This window comes from Shinella granuli (assembly GCF_004341885.1).
Taxonomy (GTDB): domain Bacteria; phylum Pseudomonadota; class Alphaproteobacteria; order Rhizobiales; family Rhizobiaceae; genus Shinella; species Shinella granuli.
The window spans coordinates 308768-333868 of sequence record NZ_SLVX01000001.1 but is presented as its reverse complement, the minus strand read 5'-3'; the positions used below and the strand labels follow the sequence as shown (position 1 = coordinate 333868).

The 25101-nt window shown below is 65.9% G+C and carries 24 protein-coding genes and 1 riboswitch; of the genes, 12 read left to right on the top strand and 12 right to left on the bottom strand.

Annotated features, from left to right (window positions below; genetic code table 11):
- Positions 1–82 precede the first annotated feature (82 nt).
- The 4 genes from EV665_RS01600 to EV665_RS01585 form a co-directional block, all read right to left on the bottom strand.
- Positions 83–1135, bottom strand: coding sequence for a TRAP transporter substrate-binding protein (locus EV665_RS01600; RefSeq protein WP_064330601.1), 1053 nt, complete (start codon positions 1133–1135; stop codon positions 83–85).
- 130 nt (positions 1136–1265) lie between these two features.
- Positions 1266–2588, bottom strand: coding sequence for a TRAP transporter large permease (locus tag EV665_RS01595; RefSeq protein WP_133032840.1), 1323 nt, complete (start codon positions 2586–2588; stop codon positions 1266–1268).
- Positions 2585–3094, bottom strand: a complete 510-nt coding sequence (locus EV665_RS01590) for a TRAP transporter small permease subunit (protein ID WP_064332567.1) — start codon at positions 3092–3094, stop codon at positions 2585–2587. The genes EV665_RS01595 and EV665_RS01590 overlap by 4 nt, the downstream gene beginning before the upstream one ends.
- Positions 3095–3224: 130 nt before the next feature.
- The gene (locus tag EV665_RS01585; protein ID WP_162852941.1) at positions 3225–3986 is read right to left on the bottom strand and encodes an N-formylglutamate amidohydrolase; all 762 of its coding nucleotides are present in this window, start codon (positions 3984–3986) and stop codon (positions 3225–3227) included.
- A 192-nt stretch (positions 3987–4178) separates the two neighbouring features.
- Between EV665_RS01585 and EV665_RS01580 the strand changes: the two genes are divergently transcribed.
- From EV665_RS01580 to EV665_RS01555, 6 genes are all read left to right on the top strand, one after another.
- Positions 4179–5057, top strand: coding sequence for a MurR/RpiR family transcriptional regulator (locus EV665_RS01580; protein WP_064330604.1), 879 nt, complete (start codon positions 4179–4181; stop codon positions 5055–5057).
- A 100-nt stretch (positions 5058–5157) separates the two neighbouring features.
- The gene (locus tag EV665_RS01575; RefSeq protein ID WP_064330605.1) at positions 5158–6264 is read left to right on the top strand and encodes an ABC transporter substrate-binding protein; all 1107 of its coding nucleotides are present in this window, start codon (positions 5158–5160) and stop codon (positions 6262–6264) included.
- Positions 6265–6346: 82 nt separating this feature from the next.
- Positions 6347–7237: an ABC transporter permease gene (locus tag EV665_RS01570; RefSeq protein ID WP_133032837.1), complete on the top strand. Its 891-nt coding sequence runs from the start codon at positions 6347–6349 to the stop codon at positions 7235–7237.
- On the top strand, positions 7234–8016 hold the full coding sequence (locus tag EV665_RS01565) for an ABC transporter permease (RefSeq protein ID WP_064330607.1): 783 nt from the start codon (positions 7234–7236) through the stop codon (positions 8014–8016). The genes EV665_RS01570 and EV665_RS01565 overlap by 4 nt, the downstream gene beginning before the upstream one ends.
- 9 nt (positions 8017–8025) lie before the next feature.
- Positions 8026–9087: an ABC transporter ATP-binding protein gene (locus EV665_RS01560; RefSeq protein ID WP_064330608.1), complete on the top strand. Its 1062-nt coding sequence runs from the start codon at positions 8026–8028 to the stop codon at positions 9085–9087.
- A gap of 124 nt (positions 9088–9211) precedes the next feature.
- A riboswitch (FMN riboswitch) is annotated at positions 9212–9361 on the top strand.
- A gap of 92 nt (positions 9362–9453) precedes the next feature.
- Positions 9454–9930, top strand: a complete 477-nt coding sequence (locus tag EV665_RS01555) for a 6,7-dimethyl-8-ribityllumazine synthase (RefSeq protein ID WP_133032836.1) — start codon at positions 9454–9456, stop codon at positions 9928–9930.
- A 390-nt stretch (positions 9931–10320) separates the two neighbouring features.
- On the opposite strand, the gene EV665_RS01550 is transcribed toward EV665_RS01555, so the two are convergent.
- On the bottom strand, positions 10321–11118 hold the full coding sequence (locus EV665_RS01550) for a helix-turn-helix transcriptional regulator (protein ID WP_064330610.1): 798 nt from the start codon (positions 11116–11118) through the stop codon (positions 10321–10323).
- A 196-nt stretch (positions 11119–11314) separates the two neighbouring features.
- Between EV665_RS01550 and EV665_RS01545 the strand changes: the two genes are divergently transcribed.
- The 5 genes from EV665_RS01545 (at position 11315) to EV665_RS01525 (ending at position 16237) form a co-directional block, all read left to right on the top strand.
- Positions 11315–12394, top strand: a complete 1080-nt coding sequence (locus tag EV665_RS01545; RefSeq protein ID WP_133032835.1) for an ABC transporter ATP-binding protein — start codon at positions 11315–11317, stop codon at positions 12392–12394.
- Positions 12395–12424: 30 nt separating this feature from the next.
- Positions 12425–13588, top strand: a complete 1164-nt coding sequence (locus EV665_RS01540; protein WP_133032834.1) for a polyamine ABC transporter substrate-binding protein — start codon at positions 12425–12427, stop codon at positions 13586–13588.
- 191 nt (positions 13589–13779) lie between these two features.
- The gene (locus EV665_RS01535; RefSeq protein ID WP_133032833.1) at positions 13780–14646 is read left to right on the top strand and encodes an ABC transporter permease; all 867 of its coding nucleotides are present in this window, start codon (positions 13780–13782) and stop codon (positions 14644–14646) included.
- On the top strand, positions 14646–15470 hold the full coding sequence (locus EV665_RS01530; protein WP_133032832.1) for an ABC transporter permease: 825 nt from the start codon (positions 14646–14648) through the stop codon (positions 15468–15470). Before EV665_RS01535 ends, EV665_RS01530 begins: the two co-directional genes overlap by 1 nt.
- Positions 15471–15475: 5 nt before the next feature.
- Positions 15476–16237: an SDR family NAD(P)-dependent oxidoreductase gene (locus tag EV665_RS01525; protein WP_064330615.1), complete on the top strand. Its 762-nt coding sequence runs from the start codon at positions 15476–15478 to the stop codon at positions 16235–16237.
- A gap of 2 nt (positions 16238–16239) precedes the next feature.
- On the opposite strand, the gene EV665_RS01520 is transcribed toward EV665_RS01525, so the two are convergent.
- Positions 16240–16953, bottom strand: coding sequence for a L,D-transpeptidase (locus EV665_RS01520; RefSeq protein WP_064330616.1), 714 nt, complete (start codon positions 16951–16953; stop codon positions 16240–16242).
- Between the two features lie 167 nt (positions 16954–17120).
- Between EV665_RS01520 and EV665_RS01515 the strand changes: the two genes are divergently transcribed.
- Positions 17121–17720 (top strand): YdeI/OmpD-associated family protein, encoded by a 600-nt coding sequence (locus EV665_RS01515; RefSeq protein ID WP_133032831.1) that lies wholly within the window; start codon positions 17121–17123, stop codon positions 17718–17720.
- A 34-nt stretch (positions 17721–17754) separates the two neighbouring features.
- Here EV665_RS01515 and EV665_RS01510 read toward each other — a convergent pair whose 3' ends face one another.
- The 6 genes from EV665_RS01510 to EV665_RS01485 form a co-directional block, all read right to left on the bottom strand.
- Positions 17755–18792 (bottom strand): glycoside hydrolase family 25 protein, encoded by a 1038-nt coding sequence (locus tag EV665_RS01510; RefSeq protein ID WP_064330618.1) that lies wholly within the window; start codon positions 18790–18792, stop codon positions 17755–17757.
- A 182-nt stretch (positions 18793–18974) separates the two neighbouring features.
- Positions 18975–19502, bottom strand: coding sequence for a helix-turn-helix transcriptional regulator (locus EV665_RS01505; RefSeq protein WP_133032830.1), 528 nt, complete (start codon positions 19500–19502; stop codon positions 18975–18977).
- A 15-nt stretch (positions 19503–19517) separates the two neighbouring features.
- Positions 19518–21179 carry a thiourocanate hydratase gene (locus EV665_RS01500; RefSeq protein WP_133032829.1) on the bottom strand — a complete coding sequence of 554 codons (1662 nt, stop codon included), beginning with the start codon at positions 21177–21179 and terminating at the stop codon, positions 19518–19520.
- 171 nt (positions 21180–21350) lie between these two features.
- On the bottom strand, positions 21351–22442 hold the full coding sequence (locus EV665_RS01495; protein ID WP_133032828.1) for a thiohydantoin desulfurase: 1092 nt from the start codon (positions 22440–22442) through the stop codon (positions 21351–21353).
- Positions 22427–23713 carry a Zn-dependent hydrolase gene (locus EV665_RS01490; protein ID WP_133032827.1) on the bottom strand — a complete coding sequence of 429 codons (1287 nt, stop codon included), beginning with the start codon at positions 23711–23713 and terminating at the stop codon, positions 22427–22429. Before EV665_RS01490 ends, EV665_RS01495 begins: the two co-directional genes overlap by 16 nt.
- Positions 23713–25092 (bottom strand): dihydroorotase, encoded by a 1380-nt coding sequence (locus EV665_RS01485; RefSeq protein WP_133032826.1) that lies wholly within the window; start codon positions 25090–25092, stop codon positions 23713–23715. Before EV665_RS01485 ends, EV665_RS01490 begins: the two co-directional genes overlap by 1 nt.
- Positions 25093–25101: the final 9 nt, after the last annotated feature.

Genomic DNA, 25101 nt, shown 5'->3' with positions numbered 1-25101 from the left:
GGTCATCGGTGGCGGTCCTGGGGGTTGCTGCGTTCATGCCGGACCGGGCCTTGCCGGCCCGGTCCGAAGGGACTGGATGCGGTCAGCCGTTGACGTAGGGCGGGCCGGCCTTGGTGATGATGGCATTGTAGTCCTCGAAGATCTTCACGACCTTGGCGGCCGTCTCGCTCTGGCCGGCGATCTCCTTCCAGAACACCTTCGCCGCATCCTCGACGACCTTCCATTCCTCGGTCGGGATGCTGGTGAGCTTCAGCTTGGTGCCTTCGGCGCGCAGCTTGGCCTCGCCGCCCCAGTACCACTGGTCGCGGTAGTTGTTGCCGGCCTCGATCGCCGTCATGACCAGCTTCTTCAGGTGGTCCGGCAGTTCCGCCCACTTCTGCTCGTTGACGAAGAAGGAGCCGATCCAGGCGCCCGAGATGTTGTTGGTCAGGAAGTGGTCCGTCACGTCGGCCCAGCCGACCGTGTAGTCCTCGGTGATGCCCGACCAGGCCATGCCGTCGAGTTCGCCGGTCTGCACGGCGACCTGCGCGTCTTCATAGGGGATCGTCACCGGCACGACGCCGAACTGGCTGAGGAAGCGGCCGGCCGTCGGGAAGGTGTAGAGGCGCAGGCCTTCGAGATCCTTGACGGAGGTGATCGGCTTCTTGGTGTTGAAGTGGCACGGGTCCTGCCCGGAGGAGGAGAGCCAGACGACGCCGCCGACCTTCTCGTAGGACGACTTCCAGATCTCGGCGAGGCCGTACTGCTTGAAGAGCACCGGCACGTCGAGGATCTGCTTGGTGGCGAGCGGGAAGTAGCCGCCGAAGGTGGCGACGTCCGCAGGGGACGCCATGGAATCGTCGTCCGAATGCACGGCGTCGATCGTGCCGGCCTGGAGCGCGCGGAACAGTTCGCCCGTCGGCACGATCTGGTCGGAGAAATAGAGCTCGATCTCCAGTTCGCCCTTGGCAGCGGCGTTGATCGCGTCGACGATCGGCTTGGTGACGTGCTCGCCGAGCGCGGCGCCCGCATAGGTCTGGAAGCGCCACTTGATGGCGGTCTGCGCCTTCACGATGGCGGGGGCGGAAAGCGTGGCGGCACCGGCCCCGATCGTGACTGCCCCGGCGCGTGTCAGAAATTGCCGTCTGTTGGTCATATCTCTATCCCTCTGGTTAAACGTCTCGCTTTTGCCGGGAACGGCCGTTCATCCCGGTCGGTCGATCATTTCTTCTTCTGTCGGCCTCATTGCTCCTTGATGCCGGCGGCCTTTGCCGCCGGCCAGTTCCTCACTTGGCGTAGTAGTTGTTCGGCAGCCACGTCGCGATTTCCGGGAAAACGCCGATGATGATCAGGCTCGCCAGCATGATGCCGACGAAGGGCCAGATCGAACGGTAGATGTCCCGCATGCCGATCTCGGGCGGCGCCATCGCCCGCATCATGAACAGGTTGTAGCCGAAGGGCGGGGTGATGTAGGCGATCTGGCAGGTGATCGTGTAGAGGATGCCGTACCAGACGAGGTCGAAGCCGAGCTTCTGCACCAGCGGGATGTAGAGCGGCGCGACGATGACGAGCATGGCCGTGTCGTCGAGGAACATGCCCATGACGAGGAACGAGACCTGCATCAGCACCAGAACCTGCCAGGGTTCGAGGCCGAGGTCGCCCAGGAAGAAGCGCTCGATCGACTTGACCGCGCCGAGACCGTCGAAGACGGCGCCGAAGCAGAGCGAGGCGATGAGGATCCACATGAACATGCAGGTGATGCCGAGCGTCTTCTGCAAGACGTCGTTCCACAGCCGCACGCTGAGGCGGCCGCGCCACCAGGCGACCAGCGCCGAGCAGATGGCGCCGATGGCGGAGCTTTCCACCAGGCTCGCAATGCCGCTGAGGAACAGCCACATCATCAGCACGAAGATGCCGAGCGGCACGATGCCGGCAGACAGGAGCGCCACTTTCTCGCGCAACGGCACGTTGCGCTCCTCGACCGGCAGGGCCGGGCCGAGCGACGGGTTGATCCGGCAGCGCACATAGACGTAGATCGCCATCAGCGCCGCCATCATCAGGCCGGGGAACACGCCGGCGAGCCAGAGCTGGCCGACCGGCACGCGGGCGATCATGCCGTAGAGCACGAGCACGACGCTCGGCGGCAGGAGGATGCCGAGCGTCGAGCCGCCCTGCACGACGCCCGTCATCATGACCTTGTCGTAGCCGCGGCGCAGCAACTCGGGCAGCGCGATGGTGGCGCCGATCGCCATGCCGGCGACCGACAGACCGTTCATGGCGGAGATGATGACCATGAGGCCGACCGTGCCGAGCGCAAGGCCGCCGTTGATCGGCCCCATCCAGACGTGGATCGCCTTGTACATGTCCTCGGCGATGCCCGATTCCGACAGCATGTAGCCCATGAAGACGAACATCGGCACCGTCAGCATCGGGTACCATTTGACGAGCTTCATGGCCGAGGCGAAGCCCATTTCCGAGCCCCCCGTGCCCCACAGCAGGAAGGCCGCGACGACGCCGACGAAACCGATGACGGCAAAGACGCGCTGCCCGGTGAGCAGCAGCACCATCATGCCGGCGAACATCGTTATAGCGATGAATTCATAACTCATGCGATGGGCCTTCCCCGCAGCTCGGCGATGTCCTTGAAGAGCGAGGAGATGGCCTGCGCGAGCATCATCAAGACGCCGAAGGTCATGACGATCTTGATCGGCGCCATGTAGGGCGCCCAGGCGGTAAAGCTCTTTTCCTTGAACTGGATGGCGTAGGTCGTGCTGGTGATGCCGCCATAGAGCATGAAGCCCAGGAACACGATCAGCGCGACGGCCGTGACCGTGTCGAAGATCGCACGCTTGCGCACCGACCAGGTGCCGTAGAACAGGTCCATGCGCACATGGTCGCCGGTCTGCATGGCGAAGGCGCCGCCGAGCATGTAGTAGGCCGCCATGGTGAACTGTGCCGATTCCAGCGTCCAGTTCGCCGGCAGGTGGAAGGCCTTCGAGACGGAGGAATACAGCAGGATCGCGAACATCGCGAAGATCAGGTACATCGCAAAAAGGCCGACACGCCGGTTGAACGTGTCGACGAAGCGAACATAGGTCTTGATGACATCAGGCATGGCCCCGACCTCCACCGACGGCGGTCTTCTCAACCGGGCCACACCCCTCGTGTAACAACGCAAGCATCCGCTTGGCCTCTCCTGTTTATGGTCTTGTCCGTCTCCACGGATGCCGTTCCCCGGGGTCTTGTCATTGGATTGCCGGAAGGCTCTTTTCGAGCAGTCCCGTCAGATAGCCGGCCACGACCCCTTGGCCGGCTTCGTCTTTTATGAGGTCGTTGCGGACCTCGATCATCACATTGGCAAGGCCGTTGGCAAGGCCGTGCTCCTTCAGCGTATGCGTCACGCCGTCTTCCGGTCCATAGGGTTCGTTGCGGCGGATATCGTAGGGGCCGGCGCTGCCGGCCGCGGCCAGCATGGCGTCGGCAAGGCGCGTGTCGGCGTCGTGCAGGATGCCGATCTCGACGGCGCGCGGCTTGCCGAAATAGACCGGCGTGAAACTGTGCATGGTGACGATGACCGGCGCCCTGCCTTCTGCGATCCGGCTCTTCACCAGGCCGGACAGCCTGTCGCGGAACGGCAGGTAGAGCGCCTCGGTGCGGGCATCGCGCGCTGCCTGGTCGAGGCCGGCATTGCCGGGAACCGCGAAGACCTCGCTCTTTTCCGGCATGGCGGCCGGCGATTCCGGCGGGCGGTTGCAATCGTAGACGAGGCGCGAGAAACGCTGGAAAACCAGCGTCGCATCCAGGCTTTCCGCCATCAGGCGCGCAACGGCGAGCGCGCCCGGATCCCAGGCGATATGGCTTTCAAGCGCCTCCTCGGTGAGGCCGAGCGTACCGAGCGCCTTCGGAAGCAGGCGGGAAGCATGCTCGCAGACCAGGATGACCGGGCCGCGGGCAATACTATTCTCCAGGGCGACGGGGTCGCCCTCCTCTCCAGTCAGAATTCCCATCAGCCTGATCCCCTCGACCGGCTCTTATCGTTAATGAAGAGAATTCTTCACAGTCTTGCCGCTGTCAACGGGGTATTGAAAAAATCTCTTCAAAAAAACATTTGACTCGAATTGTGACAGCGATGTTTAATTTCCCGAACTCCGGCGAAGACCGGAGCGCAGGGGAACAATTTGACACTCAACCAAGCATCCATGACGGTGTCGGATGTGATCAGTGCCCATTTCGACGCGTTGACGCGTGCCGAAAAGCAGCTGGCCACGTCATTGCTCGACAACTATCCCGTCTCCGGCCTCGGCAGCATCACGACGGTGGCGGAAAACGCCGGCGTGTCGACGCCGACGGTCGCCCGCATGGTGCAGAAGCTCGGCTTCCGCGGTTTCCCGGATTTCCAGGCCCGCCTGCACCACGAGCTGGAAGCCACCCTGTCGAGCCCGATCAGCAAGCACGACCGCTGGGCGGCCAGGGCGCCCGGCACGCATATCCTCAACCGCTTCGCCGACGCGATCATGACCAACCTGCGCCAGACGCTCTCGCAGGTCGAGACCGCCGACTTCGACAGCGCCAGCGCCCTCCTCGCCGACCGCCAGCGCAGCATCTACATCATCGGCGGGCGCATCACGAAGGCGCTGGCCGACTACCTCTTCACCCATCTCCAGGTCATTCGCCCGAACGTCACGCAGATCGCCGCCAATCCCAGTTCCTGGCCGCACTACGTCTTGAACATGAAGGCCGGCGACGTGCTCGTCATCTTCGACATCCGCCGCTACGAGCAGGAGATGGAGACGCTGGGCCGCGTCGCGCGCGAACGCGGCGTGGAGATCGTGCTCTTCACCGACCAGTGGGCCTCGCCCGTCGCCAAGGTCGCGGCGAAGGTCTTTCGCGTGCACATCGAGGCGCCGTCGGCCTGGGACTCGTCCGTCGTGACGCTGTTCATCGTTGAGGCGCTGATCGAAGCCGTCCAGAGTTCGGGCTGGGAGGAAACCAGCGGCCGAATGAAGACGCTGGAGGGCCTCTTCGAGGCCAGCCGGCTTTTCCGCAAGCCCCGGCCGGAGGTTCCCGGCAAACCCTGATAGACATCCGAAAAAAACGAAATAAAACTGTCACATAAGCTTCATCTGCCGCCAGTATCAGCTTCGCCGAAGTTGACTGACTCACAAAAGGAGAACACCCGTGATGTCACATACGAAACGTCTGCTTTCGCTCTCCACCGCGCTGGCGATTGCCGTCCCCTCGCTCGCCTTCGCCGAGCCGAGCGCCGAACTGATCGAAGCCGCCAAGAAGGAAGGCATGCTGACGACGATCGCACTGCCGCACGACTGGTGCGGCTATGGCGACGTCATCGCCTCCTTCAAGGCCAAGTATCCGGAAATCCAGGTCAACGAACTGAACCCGGACGCCGGCTCGGCCGACGAGATCGAAGCCATCAAGGCCAACAAGGACAATACGGGCCCGCAGTCGCCCGACGTGATCGACGTCGGCCTCGCCTTCGGCCCGTCCGCCAAGGCCGAAGGCCTGCTGCAGCCCTACAAGGTCTCCACCTGGGACGAGATCCCGGACACCATCAAGGATGCCGAAGGCTACTGGTACGGCGACTATTACGGCGTGATGTCCTTCCTCGTGAACAAGGACCTCGTCGAGAACACGCCGAAGGACTGGGCGGACCTCCTGAAGCCGGAATATGCCGGCCAGGTCGCGCTTGCCGGCGACCCGCGCGCCTCCAACCAGGCGATCCTCGGCGTTCTCGCCGCCGGTCTCGCCAAGGACGCGAAGTCGGGCAAGGAAGCCGGCGAAGCGGGCCTTGCCTACTTTGCCGAGCTGAACAAGGCCGGCAACTTCGTTCCGGTCATCGGCAAGTCCGGTACGCTGGCGCAGGGTTCCACCCCGATCGTCATCGCCTGGGACTACAACGCCCTCGGCTGGGCCAAGACCCTCAACGGCAACCCGCCGACGGAAGTCGTCGTTCCGGAGAAGGGCGTTCTCGCCGGCGTCTACGTCCAGGCCATTTCGGCCTATGCGCCGCACCCGAACGCCGCCAAGCTGTGGATGGAGCACCTCTATTCCGACGAAGGTCAGCTCGGCTGGCTGAAGGGCTATTGCCATCCGGCGCGCTTCAACGCCATGGTCAAGGCCGGCAAGGTTCCGCAGGACCTGATCGACGCGCTGCCGCCGGCAGAATCCTATGAAAAGGCCTACTTCCCGACGCTCGAGGAAGTCGACGCCAACAAGGCGGCCGTGACCGGCGCCTGGGATTCCGTGGTCGGCGCCAACGTGCAGTAAACGACATCCCCGTCGCCCCGGCTGCACGGCCGGGGCGACGATTGCGGTGTGCCAATGACGGCAACCCCATGAGGCCAACTTAATGTCATCAGACAGCTCAGCAGCACCGCCCCCCGCGCGGGCGCCCTTCCGCCTCCCGCTGCACTGGCTCGGCGCCGTGCCGTTCGCGATCTTCGTCCTGTTGTTCCTGATCATGCCGACGATGCGCATCGTCGTCGGCGCCTTTCAGACGCCGGAGGGCAGCTTCACGCTCGAAAACATCCGGGGCCTGTTCACCACCTCCATCCTCTCGGCCTACTGGATCTCGATCAAGATCTCCATCGCCTCGGCCCTGCTCGGCTGCCTGATCGGCTTTTCCGTCGCATCCGCCGCGGTGCTTGGCGGCCTGCCGAAATGGATCCGCGGACCGCTCCTGACCTTTTCCGGCGTCGCCTCCAACTTCGCCGGCGTGCCGCTCGCCTTCGCCTTCCTCGCGACGCTCGGCCCGGTCGGCCTCATCACGGTGTTCCTGAAGAGCCAGCTCGGCATCGACCTGCGCGCGCTCGGCTTCAACATCCTGTCCTTCTGGGGCCTGACGATCACCTATCTGTTCTTCCAGATCCCGCTGATGATCCTCATCATCACGCCCGCGCTCGACGGCCTGAAGCGCGAATGGCGGGAGGCGGCGCAGATCCTCGGCGCGACGAACGCGCAGTACTGGCGCCTGGTTGCCTTCCCGATCCTGCTGCCCTCCTTCCTCGGCACGCTGGCGCTGCTCTTTGCGAACGCCTTCGGGGCCGTCGCAACCGCCATCGCGCTCACCGGCTCCTCGCTCTCCATCGTGCCGATCCTGCTCTTCGCGCAGATCCGCGGCGACGTGCTGGGCAATCCGCATCTCGGCTATGCGCTCGCCTTCGGCATGATCGTCGTGACGGGCATCGCCAACACGATCTACATCTGGCTGCGCGCCCGCAGTGAAAGGTGGCTGAAATGAAGAAGTTCTGGGCCTGGGGCGCCCTCATCTTCGGGCTGCTCTATTTCATTCTGCCGCTCATCGGCATGACCAACTTCTCCCTGAAGATGCGCCGCGGCGTCTATTCGCTCGATGCCTATGCCGTCGTGCTCGGCGATCCGCGCTTCCAGCAGACCTTCACCTATTCGATCCTGATGGCGCTCGCGACCATCGTCTTCGGCGTGCTGCTCGTGGTGCCGACCGCCTACTGGGTGCGGCTGAAGCTGCCGGGCCTGCGCCCCTATATCGAGTTCGTCACGCTGCTGCCGCTCGTCATCCCGGCCATCGTCATCGTCTTCGGCTACATCAGGCTCTACAACACGTCGAGCTGGCTGCCGCTGACCGGCTCGATCACCGGCACGAACATCCTCTTGATGTTCGGCTATGCGACGCTGGCGCTGCCCTACATGTACCGCTCGGTCGACACGGGCCTGCGCTCCATCGACATCGCGACGCTGACGGAAGCGGCCCAGAGCCTCGGCGCCGGCTGGACGACGATCCTCGCGAAGATCATCCTGCCGAACGTGCTGGTCGCGGTGCTGTCGGGCGCCTTCCTCACCTTCGCCATCGTTATCGGCGAATTCACCATGGCCGCTCTCCTCAACCGCCCGGCCTTCGGCCCCTACATGCAGCTGCTCGGCGCCAACCGCGCCTACGAGCCGGCCGCGCTCGCGGTCATGTCCTTCGCGCTGACCTGGGGCTGCCTCGGCCTGATCCAGCTTGTTTCCCGTTTCCAGAAGGGCGCGCAGAGCGCGACTTAAGGATTTTCCATGAGCTTTCTCACCCTCACCAGCCTCCAGAAGTCCTTCGGCCCCGTCCAGGTGGTCAAGGATTTCAACATGTCGATCGAAAAGGGCGAGTTCATCTCGTTCCTCGGCCCGTCGGGCTGCGGCAAGACCACGGTGCTGCGCATGATCGCCGGCTTCGAGACGCCCTCGGGCGGCGCGATCACCATCGACGGCAAGAGCCAGCAGAACCTGCGCCCCAACCAGCGCAATATCGGCATGGTGTTCCAGGCCTATGCCCTCTTCCCGAACATGAACGTCGCCGAAAACGTCGCCTTCGGCCTCAAGGTCGCCGGCCGGCCGAAGGCCGAGATCGACGCGCGCGTGAAGGAGATGCTCGGCCTCATCAAGCTCGACCACCTCGCCGACCGCTACCCCTACCAGATGTCCGGCGGCCAGCAGCAGCGCGTGGCGCTCGCCCGGGCGCTGGCGCCCAAGCCCCAGGTCCTCCTGCTCGACGAACCGCTCTCCGCCCTCGACGCCAAGATCCGCGTGTCGCTGCGTGAGGAAATCCGGCAGATCCAGCAGCAGCTCGGCATCACCACGGTTTTCGTCACCCATGACCAGGAAGAGGCCCTGTCGATCTCCGACCGCATCGTCGTGATGAATGCCGGCAAGGCGGACCAGATCGGCAAGCCCGCGGACATCTACAACCGCCCTGCCACCCGCTTCGTCGCGGGCTTCGTCGGCACGCTGAATCTCATCGAGGCGAAGGTCGTCGACCCCGCCGCCAACCGCATCTCGATCGGCGACCAGGGCGTGACGCTGCGCGAGCCGCTCGGCAATGCGAAGGCCGGCGACACCGTCTCGCTGGCGCTGCGCCCGGAGGCCGGTTCCATCGCCCCCGATGCCAAGGGCGACACGGCGCTGACGGGCGAGGTCGTCTCCTCGAACTTCCTCGGCTCGGTCATCCGCACGCGCATGAAGGTCGGCGAAAGCATCATTTCCTTCGACATGTTCAACAGCCCCGGCCTCGTGCCCCCGACGGTCGGCGAGACGGTCACGCTACGCTTCACGGCCGGCGATCTTCTGGTCATCCGCGACTGAGCGTTCCGGCCCGGCCGCGAAGAAGTTTTCCAAGCTTCGGCCGCGCTTTGGAAAAATCTGTCGTGAATTGCGTCTTTTGCGTCGCCCGCGGATTTGATCTGCGGGCTTTCGCCGGCTAGTCTCCCATCGTTCTCAGGGCGGGGTGAAACTCCCCACCGGCGGTATCGGGCGTCAAAACCCGGAGCCCGCGAGCGCCTTGCCCCAAAGGCAAGGGTCAGCAGATCCGGTGCGATGCCGGAGCCGACGGTCACAGTCCGGATGGAAGAGAGCAAGCAGGAGCCACCCGCCGTCAGCGGCGGGGTCGCGTCCTGCGTGTTCGCCCAAGGGGACCGTTGCAAAATGGCTCAACCCTTGAAAGGCCTAGACATGAATGTGAATGCCACCCCCGCCGCCCGCATCGCCGTCATCCGTGCCCGCTGGCACGCCGGCATCGTCGACCAGGCGGTCGATTCCTTCGTCGCCGAATGGACGGCGCTCGGCGGCCGCGCCGAAGAGGTCGACATCGTCGACGTGCCCGGCGCCCTCGAAATCCCGCTGCATGCCCAGCTTCTCGCCCGCACGGGCCGCTATTCCGCCATTCTCGGCGTCGCCCTCGTCGTCGACGGCGGCATCTACCGCCACGATTTCGTCGCCGGCACCGTGGTGGACGCCATCGTGCGTGTCGGCCTCGACACCGGCGTGCCGGTGCTCTCCGCCGTGCTGACGCCGCACAATTTCCAGGAATCGGACGCCCACATCGCCTTCTTCCGCGACCATTTCGTCATCAAGGGCAAGGAAGCCGCCAACGCCGCCCGCCAGATCATCGACGCGCGGGCGCAGGTGGCGCTGGCGACGGTCGCTTGAATCACTGTCTCAAGCAGCGGAATCGATCTTTCAGGAGGATATAGCAAGCCTTTGAAAAGATTAGACGGAGCCACGTACCCACAAGCCTCCTTCGCTCCCGCCTGGGGCCGTGCCTCCGCCCCTGCCGCTGCTTCTGTCTCTGCCCTCTCCATCGTCACCCTCGGGCTTGACCCGAGGGTCCACTCACCAAGGCACATCTTCACGCGTGGCATGGATCCTCGGGTCAAGCCCGAGGATGACGGTGGGGGGTGAGGCGCTTTCCCGCCTATCGGCCGATGCGGTTGCTGCCCAGCCTAAGAGCGCCTGACAAAACTTCCGGGCGGAGGATTGGCGACGACGCGAAGGCAAAAAGCACCGGCAAGCCGACCCCGCGAGGTTTTGGCAGGCACTCTAAGACTGAAGATTCTTCAGATAGATCGACAGCAACTGGATCTGCGAGGAGATGCCGAGCTTGCGGTAGACGTTGCGGCGGTGGACCTTCACCGTTCCGGTGGAAATGTCGAGCTTCAGGCCGATCGATTCCGACGAGTGCCCCTGCAGGACGAGTTCGATGATCGAGGCCTCGCGGTCCGTCAGGTTCAGCTTGCGCCACACCCTGTCGGCCGCGCTCAAGGGCTCGCTCCGCCGCCCCCGCCCCTGGCCCGTCTCCGCGAAGCGCCCGGCAAGCCCGCTCCAGGCGCGCCGCACCACGGCGGCGACGAAGGGTTCGGCATCGCCGAGCAGCGCGAATTCCGGCGCGGGGAAGACGCCGGTCTTCTCGCGCCGCATCAGCGAGACCACCACCGTCACGCCATCCTCCACCGGCACGAAGAAACCGATCTCCTCGGCAAGCCGGGTCTGCGAGTAATAGGTGCGGAAATATTCGCTGGAGAAGAACCGGTCCGGCGCCAGCTCCCGCATGCGGAAGATGCCGGCGCGGCCGGCGCGCGTCGTGCGGTAGAACGGATCGAGCAGGTAGGGCCCGGCCTGGTAGAGCGTCACGAAGACGTGGTGGTCGTCCGCATCGAAGGTGCTGAAGAGGTCGATCGGCCGCGCCTTCTCGTGATAGGCGAAGATGACGATGTCGTCGAAGCGAACCAGCGCCCGCATCATCGCAAGCAGGGTCTCTCCGGTCTGCCGGTCGGAGCTCTCCGGTGCGCCGGCCCAGTCGGCCAGGGTGCGAAAAAGTGCCGTGAAATCGACCCGCATGGCGCCGCTGCTCCCCCGATTTCCCCCGCGGCAGCCGGAATGGACTGCCGCCGGATATACTCCTTCCACAGCCGATTTACGGATAAAATACCTCTCTCGGGGTATATACCACCCATCGGCCGCTGACTAGCATCTCCCTCGACGGTGGCCAGGGCGGCAGAGATCGCCAAGAGACCAACAACCGCAGGGAACAGACGTGACATCCGCCCCAACGAACGACATCGAGTTCCGTTCGGTGACCAAGCGCTATGGCGCGGTGACCGCGGTCTCCGACATCAATCTCTCCGTGCCGAAGGGCGCCTTCGTCGCGCTTCTCGGCCCGTCCGGCTGCGGCAAGACCACCTGTCTTCGCATGATCGGCGGCTTCGAGCAGCCGAGCGAGGGCGAGGTGCTGATCGCCGGAAAGGTCGCCAATGGCGTGCCGGCCTATCGCCGCCCGGTCAACATGGTCTTCCAGCACTATGCCCTCTTCCCGCATTTCGACGTGGAGAGGAACGTTGCCTACGGGCTGCGGCAGCTGCGCCCGAGGCTACCGGCGGCGGAGATCGCCCGCCGCGTCGGCGAGGCGCTGGAGATGGTGCGCCTCACCGGTTTCGCCAGGCGCCGCATCCATGAAATGTCCGGCGGCCAGCAGCAGCGCGTGGCGCTCGCCCGCGCGCTCGTCAACAAGCCCTCGGTGCTTCTCCTCGACGAGCCGCTCGCCGCGCTCGACAAGAAGCTGCGCACCGCCATGCAGATCGAGTTGCAGACGCTGCAGCGCGATCTCGGCATCACCTTCGTGCTCGTCACGCACGACCAGGAGGAGGCGCTGTCGATGAGCGATCTCGTCTGCGTGATGAGCGCCGGCCGCATCCGCCAGCTCGCGACGCCGCAGGAGGTCTACGACCGGCCCGCCGATCTCTTCGTGGCCGATTTCGTCGGCAAGACGAACCGTTTTGCCGGCACGCTGGAAACCGGCGGCACCGTGCGCCTCGGCAATGGCGCGGCCCTGCCCGCCGCGCGCGCCGATCTTGCACCAGGCGCGGTCACGGTTGCGCTCCGCCCCGAGGCGATCCGCCTTTCGCGCGGCACGGCCGGCGCGACCACGCTGGAAGGCACGGTCACGCATCGCATCTTCCTCGGCTCGGCCGCCGAATATTCCGTCGCCGTCGACGGGCTCGGCGATCTGCTCGTCACCGCCGAACGCCACAGCCAATCGCAAAACGACCTCGTCGCGCCGGGCGAACGGGTCGCCATAAGCTTCGATCCCGGCCAGACGCATATCTTTCCGGCCTGAGGGAAACAGGCCCAACAGGGGAACAGCATCATGTCGAAATGGTTCAGAGAGAATGCCCCGATCAGCGCTCGGGAATTGACGGACGAATTCATGCGGCTGAAGCGCGGCTCCGTCACGCGCCGCCACTTCCTCGCCGTCACCGGCCTCGGCCTTGCCGCCGCCGTGCTGGCGCGCCAGCCCGGGCTCTTCACCGGCGAGGCACACGCCCAGGAAGACCTCGGCTCCGCCATGTCGCTCGCCACCTGGCCGAACTACCACGATCCGGCGACCTTCGAGGCCTTCACCGCCGCGACGGGTGTCGCCGTCGAGGTCAACGTCTTCGGCTCGAACGAGGAGATGCTGGCCAAGCTCCAGGCCGGCGGCACCGGCTGGGATCTCTTCGTGCCGACCAACTACACGATCTCCACCTATGCCGGCCTCGGCCTGATCGACCCGCTCGACCTTGCCAAGGTGCCGAACTTCGACCCCGGCACCCAGAACACCCGCTTCACCAACGAGGGCACGGTCGACGGCAAGATCTATGCGCTGCCGAAGAACTGGGGCACGACGGGCATCGCCGTCAATGCCGACAAGGTGAAGGCGAAGGTGACGAGCTGGAAGGAATTCTTCGAGGTCGCCATGACCGAGGCGGACGGACGGGCCATGGTGCACGACTACCAGCTCACCACGATCGGCAACGCCCTCGTCTCGCTCGGCTTCTCCTTCAATTCGGTCAAGCCCGAGGAACTGGCCAAGGCCGAGGAACTGCTGATCAGGGTCAAGCCGCATCTCTACGCCATCAACAGCGACTACCAGCCCTCCATGCGCGCCTCCGACGCCTGGATGACCATGTGCTGGACGAATGACGGCGCGCAGCTCAACCGCGACATTCCGGAAATCCAGTTCGCGCTCGGCTCCGACGGCGGCGAGATCTGGTCGGATTTCTACGCGGTGCCGACGAGCGCGGCCAACAAGCCGGCCGGCTACGCCCTGCTCAACTTCCTGATGGACCCGCAGAACGCGGTGAAGGAGCACATCGCCAACGGCGCGCCGACGACGGACAGCCGCGTGCTCTCGCTGCTGCCGGCCGAAATCACCGGCAACAGGATCGTCTACCCGGACGAGGCCGCCCTGACCCCGCTCGAATTCGGCGCCGCCGTGACGCTGACGGACCCGGCGCGGGCGGAGCTGATGGCGCGGTTCAAGTCGGCTTAGCGGAAAGCCCCTCATCCGGCTGCCGCCACCTTCTCCCCGCAGGCGGGGCGAAGGGGTACGCGGCACCGCATCATTCCCTTCGAGAGGGAACGGGACGCAGCCACACATTTCCTTCTCCCCGCCTGTGGGGAGAAGGTGGCCGGCAGGCCGGATGAGGGGCAACCCACCAATACGCAACAGGATCAACCGCAATGCCCCTGACGATGACGACGAAGAGACGGCTGGTGACGGCGGCGCTGCTGGCGCCGGCCTCCGCCTGGCTGTTCGTCTTCCTCGTGCTGCCCTTCATCGCCATGCTGGTCTTCTCCGTCGGCGAGCGGGGGCCGGCGGGCGGCTACCAAGCGGCGTTCACCTTCGCGCAATATGCCAACCTGCCGGCCCGGTCCGCCGCCTATTGGAACACCCTCATGCTGGCGCCCGCCGGCGCCTTCCTGTGCCTTCTCGTCGCCTATCCGACGGCCTATTACCTCGCCGTCAAGGCGAGCCCGCGCCATCGGCTGCTGCTCGTCTCGCTGGTCGTCGTGCCGTTCTGGACGAGCCTGCTCGTGCGCACCTATGCCTGGATGTACATCCTCGGCTCGCGCGGCATTCCCAATCTGCTCGACATGATCGGTATTGCCGACGTGCGCCTGCTCAACACGCCGGGCGCCGTTCTGCTCGGCATCGTCTACGGCTACCTGCCGCTGATGATCATGCCGATCTATGTCAGCCTCGAAAAGCTCGACCGCCGCCTGCTCGAAGCCTCCGCCGACCTCGGCGCAAAGCCCCTGTCGACCTTCTTCTCCGTCACCCTGCCGCTGTCGCTGCCCGGCGTGATGACGGGCGTCGCGCTCGTCACCATCCTGCTGCTCGGCGAATATCTCATCCCGCAGCTCCTCGGCGGCGGCAAGGTCTTCTTCATCGGCAATGCGCTGGTCGATCTCTTCCTGCAGTCGCGCAACTGGCCCTTCGGCTCGGCCATCGCCGTCACGCTGGTCGCCATCGTCGTCGTGGTGCTGACGGTCGCCATGCGCATCGCCTGGCGGATTTCCGGCACGAGACAGGTGGACCTCGTCTGATGCGCGCGCTGATCACCGCCGTCTATCTCTTCCTCTACGCGCCGATCGCGCTCGTCGTGCTGTTCTCCTTCAATGCGGGGCGCAATGCGAGCGAGTTCACCGGCTTTTCCGTCGAATGGTACGGCAAGGCGCTCGCCAATCCGTTCCTCATCACGGCCTTGCAGAACAGCCTGATCATCGCCCTCGTCAGCGCCACGCTCGCCGCCGTCTTCGGCACCATGGCCGCGCTCGGCCTCGAACGGCTGGGCAGCCGCGCCCGCGCGGTCTTTGACGGCCTGCTCGCCGCCGCCATCGTCGTGCCAGGCGTCGTCATCGGCATCGCGACGCTCGTCGCCCTCGTCGCCGTCTTCGGCGCGATCAACCCGGCGATCGCCGCCATCTGGCCCGGCGAAAGGCCGCCGCAGCTCGGCCTCGGCTACGGCTCGATCATCGCCGCGCACGGCCTTTTCACCATGGCGCTCGTCACCATGATCGTGAAGGCGCGCATCGCGACGCTCGGGCGCGACATCGTCGAGGCCTCGGCCGATCTCTACGCGACGCCGCTCACCACCTTCCGCGATATCGTGCTGCCGCAGATCCTGCCCTCGGTGCTGGCCGGCTTCCTCCTCGCCTTCACCTTCTCTTTTGATGATTTCATCGTGGCCTTCTTCGTCGCGGGCTCCAAGACGACGCTGCCGATCTACGTCTTCGCCTCGATCCGCCGCGGCGTGACGCCGGAAGTGAACGCCATCGCGACGATGGTGCTGGTCGCCTCGCTGCTCCTGATCCTCATCGCCCGCCTGCTGATGCGGGAGAAAACCCGAAAATCGCCTGCCGGAGAGTAAGACCGATGATCCTGAAGAACCGTGTCGCCATCGTCACCGGAGCGGGCTCCGGCATCGGCCGGGCCGGCGCGCGCATCATGGCGCGCGAGGGCGCCACGGTCTGCGTCGCCGACCGCGACGAGGCACGCGCGGCCGAGACCGTCGATTTCATCCGCGCCGACGGCGGCAAGGCCGAAGCCGTCATCGTCGACGTCACCGACGACGTGGAACTGAAAATGGCGGTCGCGTCCGTGCTGTCGCGCCACGGCCGCATCGATATCCTGCACAACCATGCCGGCGCGCAGGTCGCCGGCGATCTGGAAAGCGTGCCGCTCGACGGGCTCGACCTCTCCTGGAACCTCAACGTACGCGCGCACCTGATCGCCGCCCGCCTCGTCATGCCAGCCATGAGGGCGCAGGGCAAGGGCGTCATCCTCAACACGGCCTCCTCCTCCGGCGTGCTCTACGACCGCGAGATGATCGCCTATACGACGACGAAACACGCCGTCATCGCCATGACCAGGCAGATGGCCGGCGACTATGCCCGCCACGGCATCCGCGTCAACGCGCTCTGCCCGGGCTGGGTGGACACGCCCTTCAACGCCCCGTTCATCAGCCAGATGGGCGGGCGCGAGGCGATCGAAGGCTATATAAGGGAAAAGGTGCCGATGGGGCGCTGGGCGGATGTGGAGGAGATCGCCGAACCGATCCTCTTCCTCGTCTCCGACCGGTCAAGCTACATGACCGGCCAGATTCTCGTGGTCGACGGCGGAGAGACCGTCACTTAGGTTCAGACGGACGCCATCGCCCCCTGATGCACGACGATGCGGGCGTGATAGGGCACGCGCTTGTAGAGGTCGAGCACATCCTGGTTGATCAGCCGCACGCAGCCGGACGAGGTCGCCTTGCCGATCGACTTCCACTCCGGCGAGCCATGCAGGCGGTAGAGCGTGTCCTTGCCGTTCTGGAAGATGTAGAGCGCCCGCGCGCCGAGCGGGTTCTTGATGCCCGGCTCCATGCCGCCGTTCTCGACGGAATACCTGGCAAGGCTCGGCGTGCGCGCGATCATGTCGGCCGGCACCTTCCAGCGCGGCCAGGGCTGGCGCCAGTGGATGATGCCCTCGCCTTCCCAGGCGAAACCCTCGCGGCCGATGCCGACGCCGTAGCGCATCGCCGTGCCGCCCGGCTCCACCACGTAGAGGAAGCGGCCGGGCGTATCGACGACCACCGTGCCCGGCGTCTCGCCGGTCGGGTCCTTCACGCGCTGGCGATAGTATTTCGGATCGATTTCCCGGTAGGGAATGGCGGGGATGAGATGGCCGCCATCCTCGACGGCGGCATAGCGCGCGGCCAGCTCCTCGTCGCTCGCCGGCACGATCGGATAGCTGACCTTCTGCGGAACCGGGGCATTCCTGACCGACGTTTCCGTGGTTGCGCATCCCGCAAGCGTCGCGGCGGCGCCCAGGAAAAAGGCTCTGCGCGACAATGTGCACACCGTAGGCATTCTCTTTACGATCTCCTTGGGAAGAAAAGGAAGGTTTGTCAGATGGCTAGCCAAACCGCGGGCGGGCTGGCAAGAAACATCGGGATCACTTCTTCGGCATTAGTCCCTGCCCGGCCGGGCGGCCAGTGCACGAAGGACACGGCTCACCGGAAAACGGGGGAAACACGATGGCACCTGTGGAAATCAACCCTGCCCATGTCCGCGAATTTCCCGGGCAGGAAGAATTCTATCGCTGGCTGGCGGAAAACCACGCCGCGGCGCCCGAGGTCTGGATAAGGATCCACAAGCGCGCCTCCGGCCTTGCCTCCATCAATCCCGAAGAGGCGATCGAGGTTGTGCTCTGCTGGGGCTGGATCGACGGCATCCGCAAGGGGCTCGACGAGAAGAGCTTTTTCCAGCGCTACAGCCCGCGGGGCAGGAAGAGCGTATGGAGCAAGAAGAACGTCGAGACGGTGGGCCGGCTGATTAAGGACGGGCGAATGACCGAACACGGCCTGAAACAGGTGGAAGCCGCCAAGGCGGACGGCCGCTGGGACAAGGCCTATGGCAGCGGCAAGGACATGAAGATCCCGCCGGACCTGCAGGCCGCGATCGACGCCGAGCCGGCCGCAAGGGCGATGCTCGGCAGGCTCACGGAGCAGAACCGCTTCGCCTTCGCCTTCCGCGTCCACACGATGAAGACCGAGGCCGGCCGCAGGCGGAAGATCGAGACCTTCGTGGAGATGCTGAAGCGCGGCGAGACGATCTATCCGCAGAAGCGGAGATAGATCGTCCGGCTCATCCGCCTGCCGTCGTCGACAATCAGTCGCGGCTGGCCGAGCGCTGGCCGGCAAGCCAGTTGTGCCAGTCGTTCACGCTGCCGTAGAAGACGTTGAGGTCGATCTTGCCGGTGACGCCGTGCGACAGGCCCGAGCCGGAATACTGCCAGAACACCCAGCGGCGGTTCGGATAGCGCTTGGACGGATGGGCGGCGACCGAGCGCAGCCAGAACGGATGGTTCGTCAGCTCGCCGGAAAGATTGTCCTCGTAGAAATCCGGCGCCGTATAGATGATCGGCCGCTTGCCGTAATGGCGTTCCAGCATCTCGGAGAAGACGCGGATCTTCTCGACATACTGGGCGCGCGTCAGGCGCTTCTTGCAGCGCGATTCACCGTTGTATTCCGCATCGATGACCGGCGGCAGCGCGTCGGGATCCTTCGGCACGTTGCGGATGAACCATTCGGCCTGCGAGCTTGCGGCGCGGCACCAGTAGAAGAAGTGATAGGCACCGCGCTTGATGCCGGCTTCCTTGGCCTTGCGCCAGTTCTTCTGGAACATCGGATCGAGATGGTCGCCGCCATCCGTCGCCTTGATGAAGGCGAAGTTGGCGCCCTGCATGCGCAGCTTCGTCCAGTCGATGTCGCCCTGCCAGCGCGACACGTCGACGCCGTGCACCTGATAATGCTGGGGCGCGCGCTTGCCGAAATTGATCGGCTTGGCATCGCGGAACTGCTGGCTGTAGACGCGCGAGCGCTTCCGCGAGCCGCCTTCGGACGCGGGCTCCTCCGCCGTCGCGGCCTCCGCCGGTCGCTCGGCGGGAATGGCCGATTGCTGGGTCACGCTCTCGAAGACGTGGGTTCCCGCCGCCGGGCCGGCCCAGGCGAGCATCTCCGCGCCGTCCGCCGTCACCTTGCTCTCGCCGACGGCGACTTCCGGCACGGGGCCGCTCGCCTTCGAAACCGAGGCGGTGGTCTCCGCGGACGGCTTGATGGCGAGCGCCGACACGGGGTTGGAGCTCGACGCACACCCCGTCATGGCGGCACAGGCAAGGAGGACCGTTGTAAGGACCGAAAGACGCATAGGCACCCGCACGCAAAACAAACCGAAGCCCCGCCCTTTCGACACATGGACGGAATTACTAACGGAAGATTACCGCGAAATGTTAAATGCAACGTTTACGGCATCACCGACATTTCAGGGAGTTAGCCCCGCCCGCATCACGATTCCCGCCGGCTCGCCTTCACGAAAGCGTGTCCGCGCGGCTAAAGCCGGTAGCCGACGGCAAGGCTCTCCGTCAGCCCCAGTTCCTTGAGCTGCCGGATCTTCCGCTTGAGCGCCAGCTTCTCCACGCCGAGCCGTTCGGCCATGTCGGCGGCGGTGCGCCCGTCCCTTTCCCCGATCATCGCGAGCACCGCGCACGTCCACGGTGCCGTGCGGTCGAGCGCGTCCAGCCGGGCGTCCAGCGCGGCGATATCGGACGGACCGACCGTATCGTTTTCACGCAGGCTTTCCCGCGGGTCCCTGCCCGCGACATGGAAGGCGATCCGGTAAAGCTGCCCCTCCGGCCGGAGGTCGCCGAGCAGGTCGGCCCGCGCGGCATAACCGGCCGCCCGCACATCCGCGTCGGGAACGGTGTTAATATCCGCGGCCGCGACACTGTCGATGGCGAGCACGCCCGCGGCGGTGCGCAGCGTGCCGCCGGCCCTGACCGTCGGCTTCAACCAGCGGCGGAAGGCGAGCGTCACCTCGCCCCTGCCGATCCTTTCAAGCACGTCCGCCTTGAACAGCATCGCCCCTCGCCGCAATCAGCCCACCGTCACGTAGCCGATGCCCTTCTTCGCGATCTCGTCGAGCGATTCGTCATAACCGGCATCGGCATAGCGGATGACGCCGAGCGACGTGTCGTTCGTCAAGGCGTGCTCCAGCCGTTCCGCACCGTCCGCCGTGCCGTCGGCGACGAGCGTCACGCCGCAGCTCGTCATATAGCCCGCATAACCACCGCCGCCCGAATGGATGACGACGAGATCGGCCATGGAGGAGGAGAGCAGCATGGCGTCCAGCAACGGCCAGTCGGCAATGGCGTCCGAGCCGTCTTTCATGCGCTCGGTCATGATGTTCGGGTGCGCCATGGCCCCGGCATCGAGATGGTCGCGCGAAAAGGCGACCGGCCCCTTGAGTTCGCCGGCCGCCACCAGCCGGTTGACCGCCAGCGCCAGCGCCGTGCGCTCGCCGTGGCCGAGCCAGGCGATGCGCGCCGGCAGGCCCTCGAAGGGCACGTTTTCCCGTGCCAGCCGGATCCAGTTGGTGACGATCCCGTTGTCCGGGAACATCTCCACGACGAGGTCGTCGATCCGCGCGATGTCGCTCTCCGCGCCGGACAGCGCCATCCAGCGGAACGGCCCGATGGCCCGTGCGAAGAGCGGCCGCAGATAGGCCTCGGTGAAGATCGGGATGTCGAAGGCATTGGCGACGCCCCCTTCCCGCGCCTGCGTGCGGATCAGATTGCCGTTGTCGAACACCTCGGCGCCCTGCCTCTGGAATTCCAGCATGGCCGAGACATGCTCGACGATGGAGGCGCGGCTCGCCGCCATCAACTGCCCCTGCCCGTCGTCGCGCAGGCCCCGCACCTGGTCGAGGCTCATGCCCTTCGGCACATAGCCGTAGACGAGATCGTGCGCCGAGGTCTGGTCGGTGACGATGTCGGGCACGATGCCGCGCCGGGCGATTTCCGGGTAGATTTCCGCCGCATTGCCGACGAGCCCGATCGAGGTCGCGCGCTTCTCCTTCACGGCTTGGCCGATCATCCCGAGCGCCGTATCGAGATCCGGCGCGACATGCTCCAGATAGCCGACGGCCTTGCGCGCCGCCGCGCGCGCCGGATCGATATCGACGCACAGGATGGCCGCCCCCGCCATGCGCCCGGCGAGCGGCTGCGCCCCGCCCATGCCGCCGAGGCCGGCCGTCAGGATGAAGCGGCCGGCGAGGCTGCCGCCGAAGCGCTTCTCCGCGATGCGCATGAAGATCTCGTAGGTGCCCTGGATGACGCCCTGGCTGCCGATATACTGCCAGGCCCCGGCCGTGAGGCCCCCCCAGCAGATCAGCCCCTTGCGCTGGAGCTCGTAGAAAACCTCGGCCTTCGCCCATTGCCCGACGATGTTGCAATTCGCCATGATGACGAGCGGCGCCTTGGCATGGGTCTTCAGCAGGCCGACCGGCTTGCCGGACTGGATGATGAGCGTCTGGTCCTCGTCCATCTCCGTCAGCGCCTTGACGATGGCCCTGTGCGCCGCCCAGTTGCGCGCCGCCTTGCCGAGCGCGGCATAGACGATGAGATTGTCCGGATCCTCACCGACCGACAGAACGTTCTCGAGGAGCCGCAGCAGCGCCTCCTGCCGCCAGCCCTTCGCGCGCAAAACGTCGCCGCTCGGGATCGGATGGTTCGGATGGCGCAGATTGGGCTTGGGCATGGTCGTCTCCTGTTCGTTCGTGGGGCGCGGCCCCTCATCCGCCTCGGCACCTTCTCCCCGTAAACGGGGCGAAGGAATATGCCGCGCCGATTTCCCCAATCAGTACCCGTTCGTGGGCAAGTCCCCTCTCCCCGCTTGCGGGGAGAGGGTTAGGGTGAGGGGCAGCCTGCATCAGCCGCCAAGCGCATACCGCACCAGCTCGATCCCCATCGCCTTCTCGACGGAGGGATAGACGGTCGGGTCGAGCACGCTGGAGGCGAGCGGGATGATCGTCTTCGGCACATGCAAGACGAAGACCGTCATGCCAACCTCAAGCTGGCCGACGCTGAGCGGCTCGCCCTCGGGCGAGAGCGTGGTGATGACGTCGGGGAACGTGGCGAGGCGCTTGCCGCCCGCCGATTCCACCGCCATGTATTCGTTCATCACATGCAGCACGGAGGCATCGTTCCCCCTGCCGACCGTCACCGTGCCGATGTCGAAGGCTTCCTTGGTGTAGACCACCGACTTGTCCGTGATGACACCCTCTGCGAGGATCGAGCCGCCCGTCGTCCTGACGATGGCGTCGATGATCGCCGCACCGCCCTTGCCCTCGGCGGCAATGATCGCCTCGCCGAGTTCCAGGGCCAGCGAGATGCCGCCGAGCGCCGCGTTCCTGCGCACATAGGAGGCGCGCAGCGGATTGCGGCAGGAGGCGATGAAGCCGCCGGACATGTCGGAGGCCGTGCGCAGGATCGGCGAGACCTTCGCGGTCGCGCCGCGCACGACGAGCTCGATATAGCGGTTCTCGTCGCGGTTTCCTCCGACGGCGGTCTGGATCATCTGCTCGGGCGAGCCCGCCATGCCGATCGACCCCATATCCCCGGTCGGATGCGCCCGCATGTCGCCGACAGCGTCGAGCACCTTCGTGCCGAGGATCGCCGCGGGCAGCCAGCCGTTGAGCGTCGAGGACTTGCCGTTCTGCCCGACCATCAGCGCCGCGACCTTCTCGCCGAGCGCGTCCTGCAGAAGCTCCACCGCCTTCACATAATCGACGCCGCGCATTTCCCAGGGCGTGGTCGAGGCCGGCGCGCCGATGGCGGCGGCGGTCGCCACCCAGTCGTCATCGGACAATTCATCGATGGATACCAGCTCCGGCTTGCCGATCGAGACGGCGGCATAGCCGAGCATGCGGCCATGGTCCGCCCAGCCCCCGCCGCCGGCGGCATAGACCGAGCCGCCCTTGACCGCCGCCTCGACGTCTTTTTCCTTTAAGATCCGGCCCATCGGTCGTCCTCCTGACTCAATGTCTTATCCAGTTGAATCACCGCGTTAAAAAGCACCGCCGCGCCGAGCGCGATATCGTCCGTCTCGGCGAACTCCTCCGGCGCATGGCTGCGCCCGCCGAGGCAGGGCACGAAGATCATCGCCGCCCGCGTCACCTTCGCCAGGAAGGCCGTGTCATGCCCGGCGCCGGAGGCCATGCGGCGATGGCGCGCGCCGGCCATCTCGCAGGCTGCGTCCAGTACATCGAGCAGCAGCGGATCGCCGGGCGTCGGCATGTTGTCGGAGAGGCGGCGCGGCGGCGCGATGAGCGTGCCGGTCTCCCGTGCGAGCTGCTCCGCCATCTGCTCGACGGAGGCGGCAAAAACATCCATCGTGGTGCGGTGCTCGGCCCGCGCGTCGATCAACAGGCGCGCGCGCGACGGCACGACATTGGCCGCGTTCGGCGCGATGGAGAATTCGCCGACGGTCGCCGTGAAATGCCCCGGCCCTTCCGAGAGCGACTTCGCCAGCGCCTCGATGCCCGTTACCAGCCGCGCGGCGGCCGCCAGCGCATCGGCGCGCGCGCCCATCGGCGTCGTGCCGGCATGGTCCGCCCGGCCCTCGACGATGATCTCGATGCGCGTGATGCCTGAAATCGCCGTCACCACGCCGATATCCAGTTTCTCCGTTTCCAGCACCGGCCCCTGCTCGATATGCAGTTCGAGGAAGGCCGCGATGTCCCGGCGCGCCTCCGCCTGCAGGCGCGCCGGATCGCCGCCGGCATCGCGAATGCCCTGCTCCAGCGTCAGGCCGCTGCTCTCGCGCGCCAGCCAGTCCGCCGGCAGGACGCCGGCCATGCCACGGCTGCCGATGCAGGAGACGCCGAAGATCGACACTTCCTCGGCAAGGAAATCGACGACCTCCAGGTCATGGTCGAGTTCGATCCCCTGGTCGGCAATGGCGCGGGCGACTTCCAGCGCCACCGCCACGCCGGCAATGCCGTCGTAACGCCCGCCATCCGGCACCGTATCGGAATGGGAACCGAGCATGATCGTGCCGAGACCCGGTTTCCTGCCCGGCCGCCGGGCGATGAGATTGCCCGCGGCGTCGATGCGCGTTTCGAGCCCGGCCGCCCGAAACCTCTGGTCAAGAAAATCCCGCCCCGCCGGGAACAGAGCGGTAAAGGCACGCCGTGTGTAGGGCCGGCCGGGCTCGGTGAGCCGGGCAAGCCCGTCGATCACATCCTCTATGCGGGCGGGATCGACCGGCAGATTGATTCGCGGCGCCGCCATCAGCGACCACCTGCGGAAACGAGCGTCGGCAACGGGCGCACGAAGGCGCCGGAACCGGGTTCGGCGAGCACCTGTTTGCCGTCGAAGGCGAGCCTGCCGCGCAGCCAGGTCGCCGAGACGCGCCACGGCAGGCGAATGCCGTTATAGGGCGACCAGCCGACGACGTTGTGGCCGCTCGCCGCCGCGTCATAGCTATAGGGCTCGGGCGTCAGCACGGTGATGTCCGCGTCCTTGTCCGCTTCGAGCGCGCCCTTCACATGATCGAGCCGGAAATGCCGGGCGGGGTTCAGCGCCATCAGCTCGGCCGCCCGCGTCAGCGGAATGCCGCGCTCCAGCGCGCCCTTGACGAAGAGCGGCACCATGACCTCCAGCCCCGGCACGCCGGAGGCGTTGGCCAGCATGTCCGGATTGGACTTTCGGTCCTCCGACCAGCTCACATGGTCGGTGGAAACGAGCGTCACATTGCCCGCGGCGACATGCCGCCAGAGCTTTTCGACCTCGGCGCGCGGGCGGATCGGCGGATTGATCTTCGCCTTGCCGCCGAGCCGCGCGACGTCGTTCTCCTCGTCGAGCGTCAGGTAGTGGATGCAGCACTCGATGGTCGCCCGAAAACCCTGCGCGCGATAGGCGCTAGCGATCTCGTAGCCCCGGCCGAGCGAGCAATGCACCACATGGGCCGGGCAGCCGGTTGCCGCGCCGGTCTCGTAGATCTGGTTGGAGGCGATGAGCTCCGTCAGCGGCGGGCGCGACAGGCCATGGGCGCGGTAATCCGTGATGCCGGCCGCCCTCACCCGGGCGATCGCGGCGCGCACCGCCTCGTCGTCCTCGTTGTGCACGCCGGCCGTCAGACCGGTCGGGGCGATGGCGCGGAAACAATCCTCAAGGAGTGCCGCCGGGATGCGCGGAAAGCGCTTCGGATCCGTGCCGAAGGTGGAGAACTTGAAGGCCGCGACACCCGCCTCGACCATTTCGCCGATCCGCGCCGGCCCCTCCTGCGGATCGACCGTGCCGTAGAGCGCGAAATCGACGCGCGCCTGCGGCCCGGCATGGTCCACCTTGCGCCGCACCGCTTCCGCCGATGACACGAGATTGCCCTCGTCATAGGGCATGTCGACGATGGTGGTGACGCCGCCGGCCGCCGCCGAGCGCGTCGACCAGATGAAATCCTCCTGGCTCTTCTGCGACAGCGAATGCACCTGCGCGTCGATCGCGCCGGGCAGGATCAGCGCGCCCGAAAGGTCGTGCCGTTCCTTCGCCGCCGGCATGGCTCCCTGGCCGACATGCGCCACCTTGCCGTCACGCACCGCGACATGGCCGCCGTCGACGATACGATCCGCCAGAACCACGGTGCCTTTCAGGACGAGATCGAAATCGGCCATGGTCTGTCT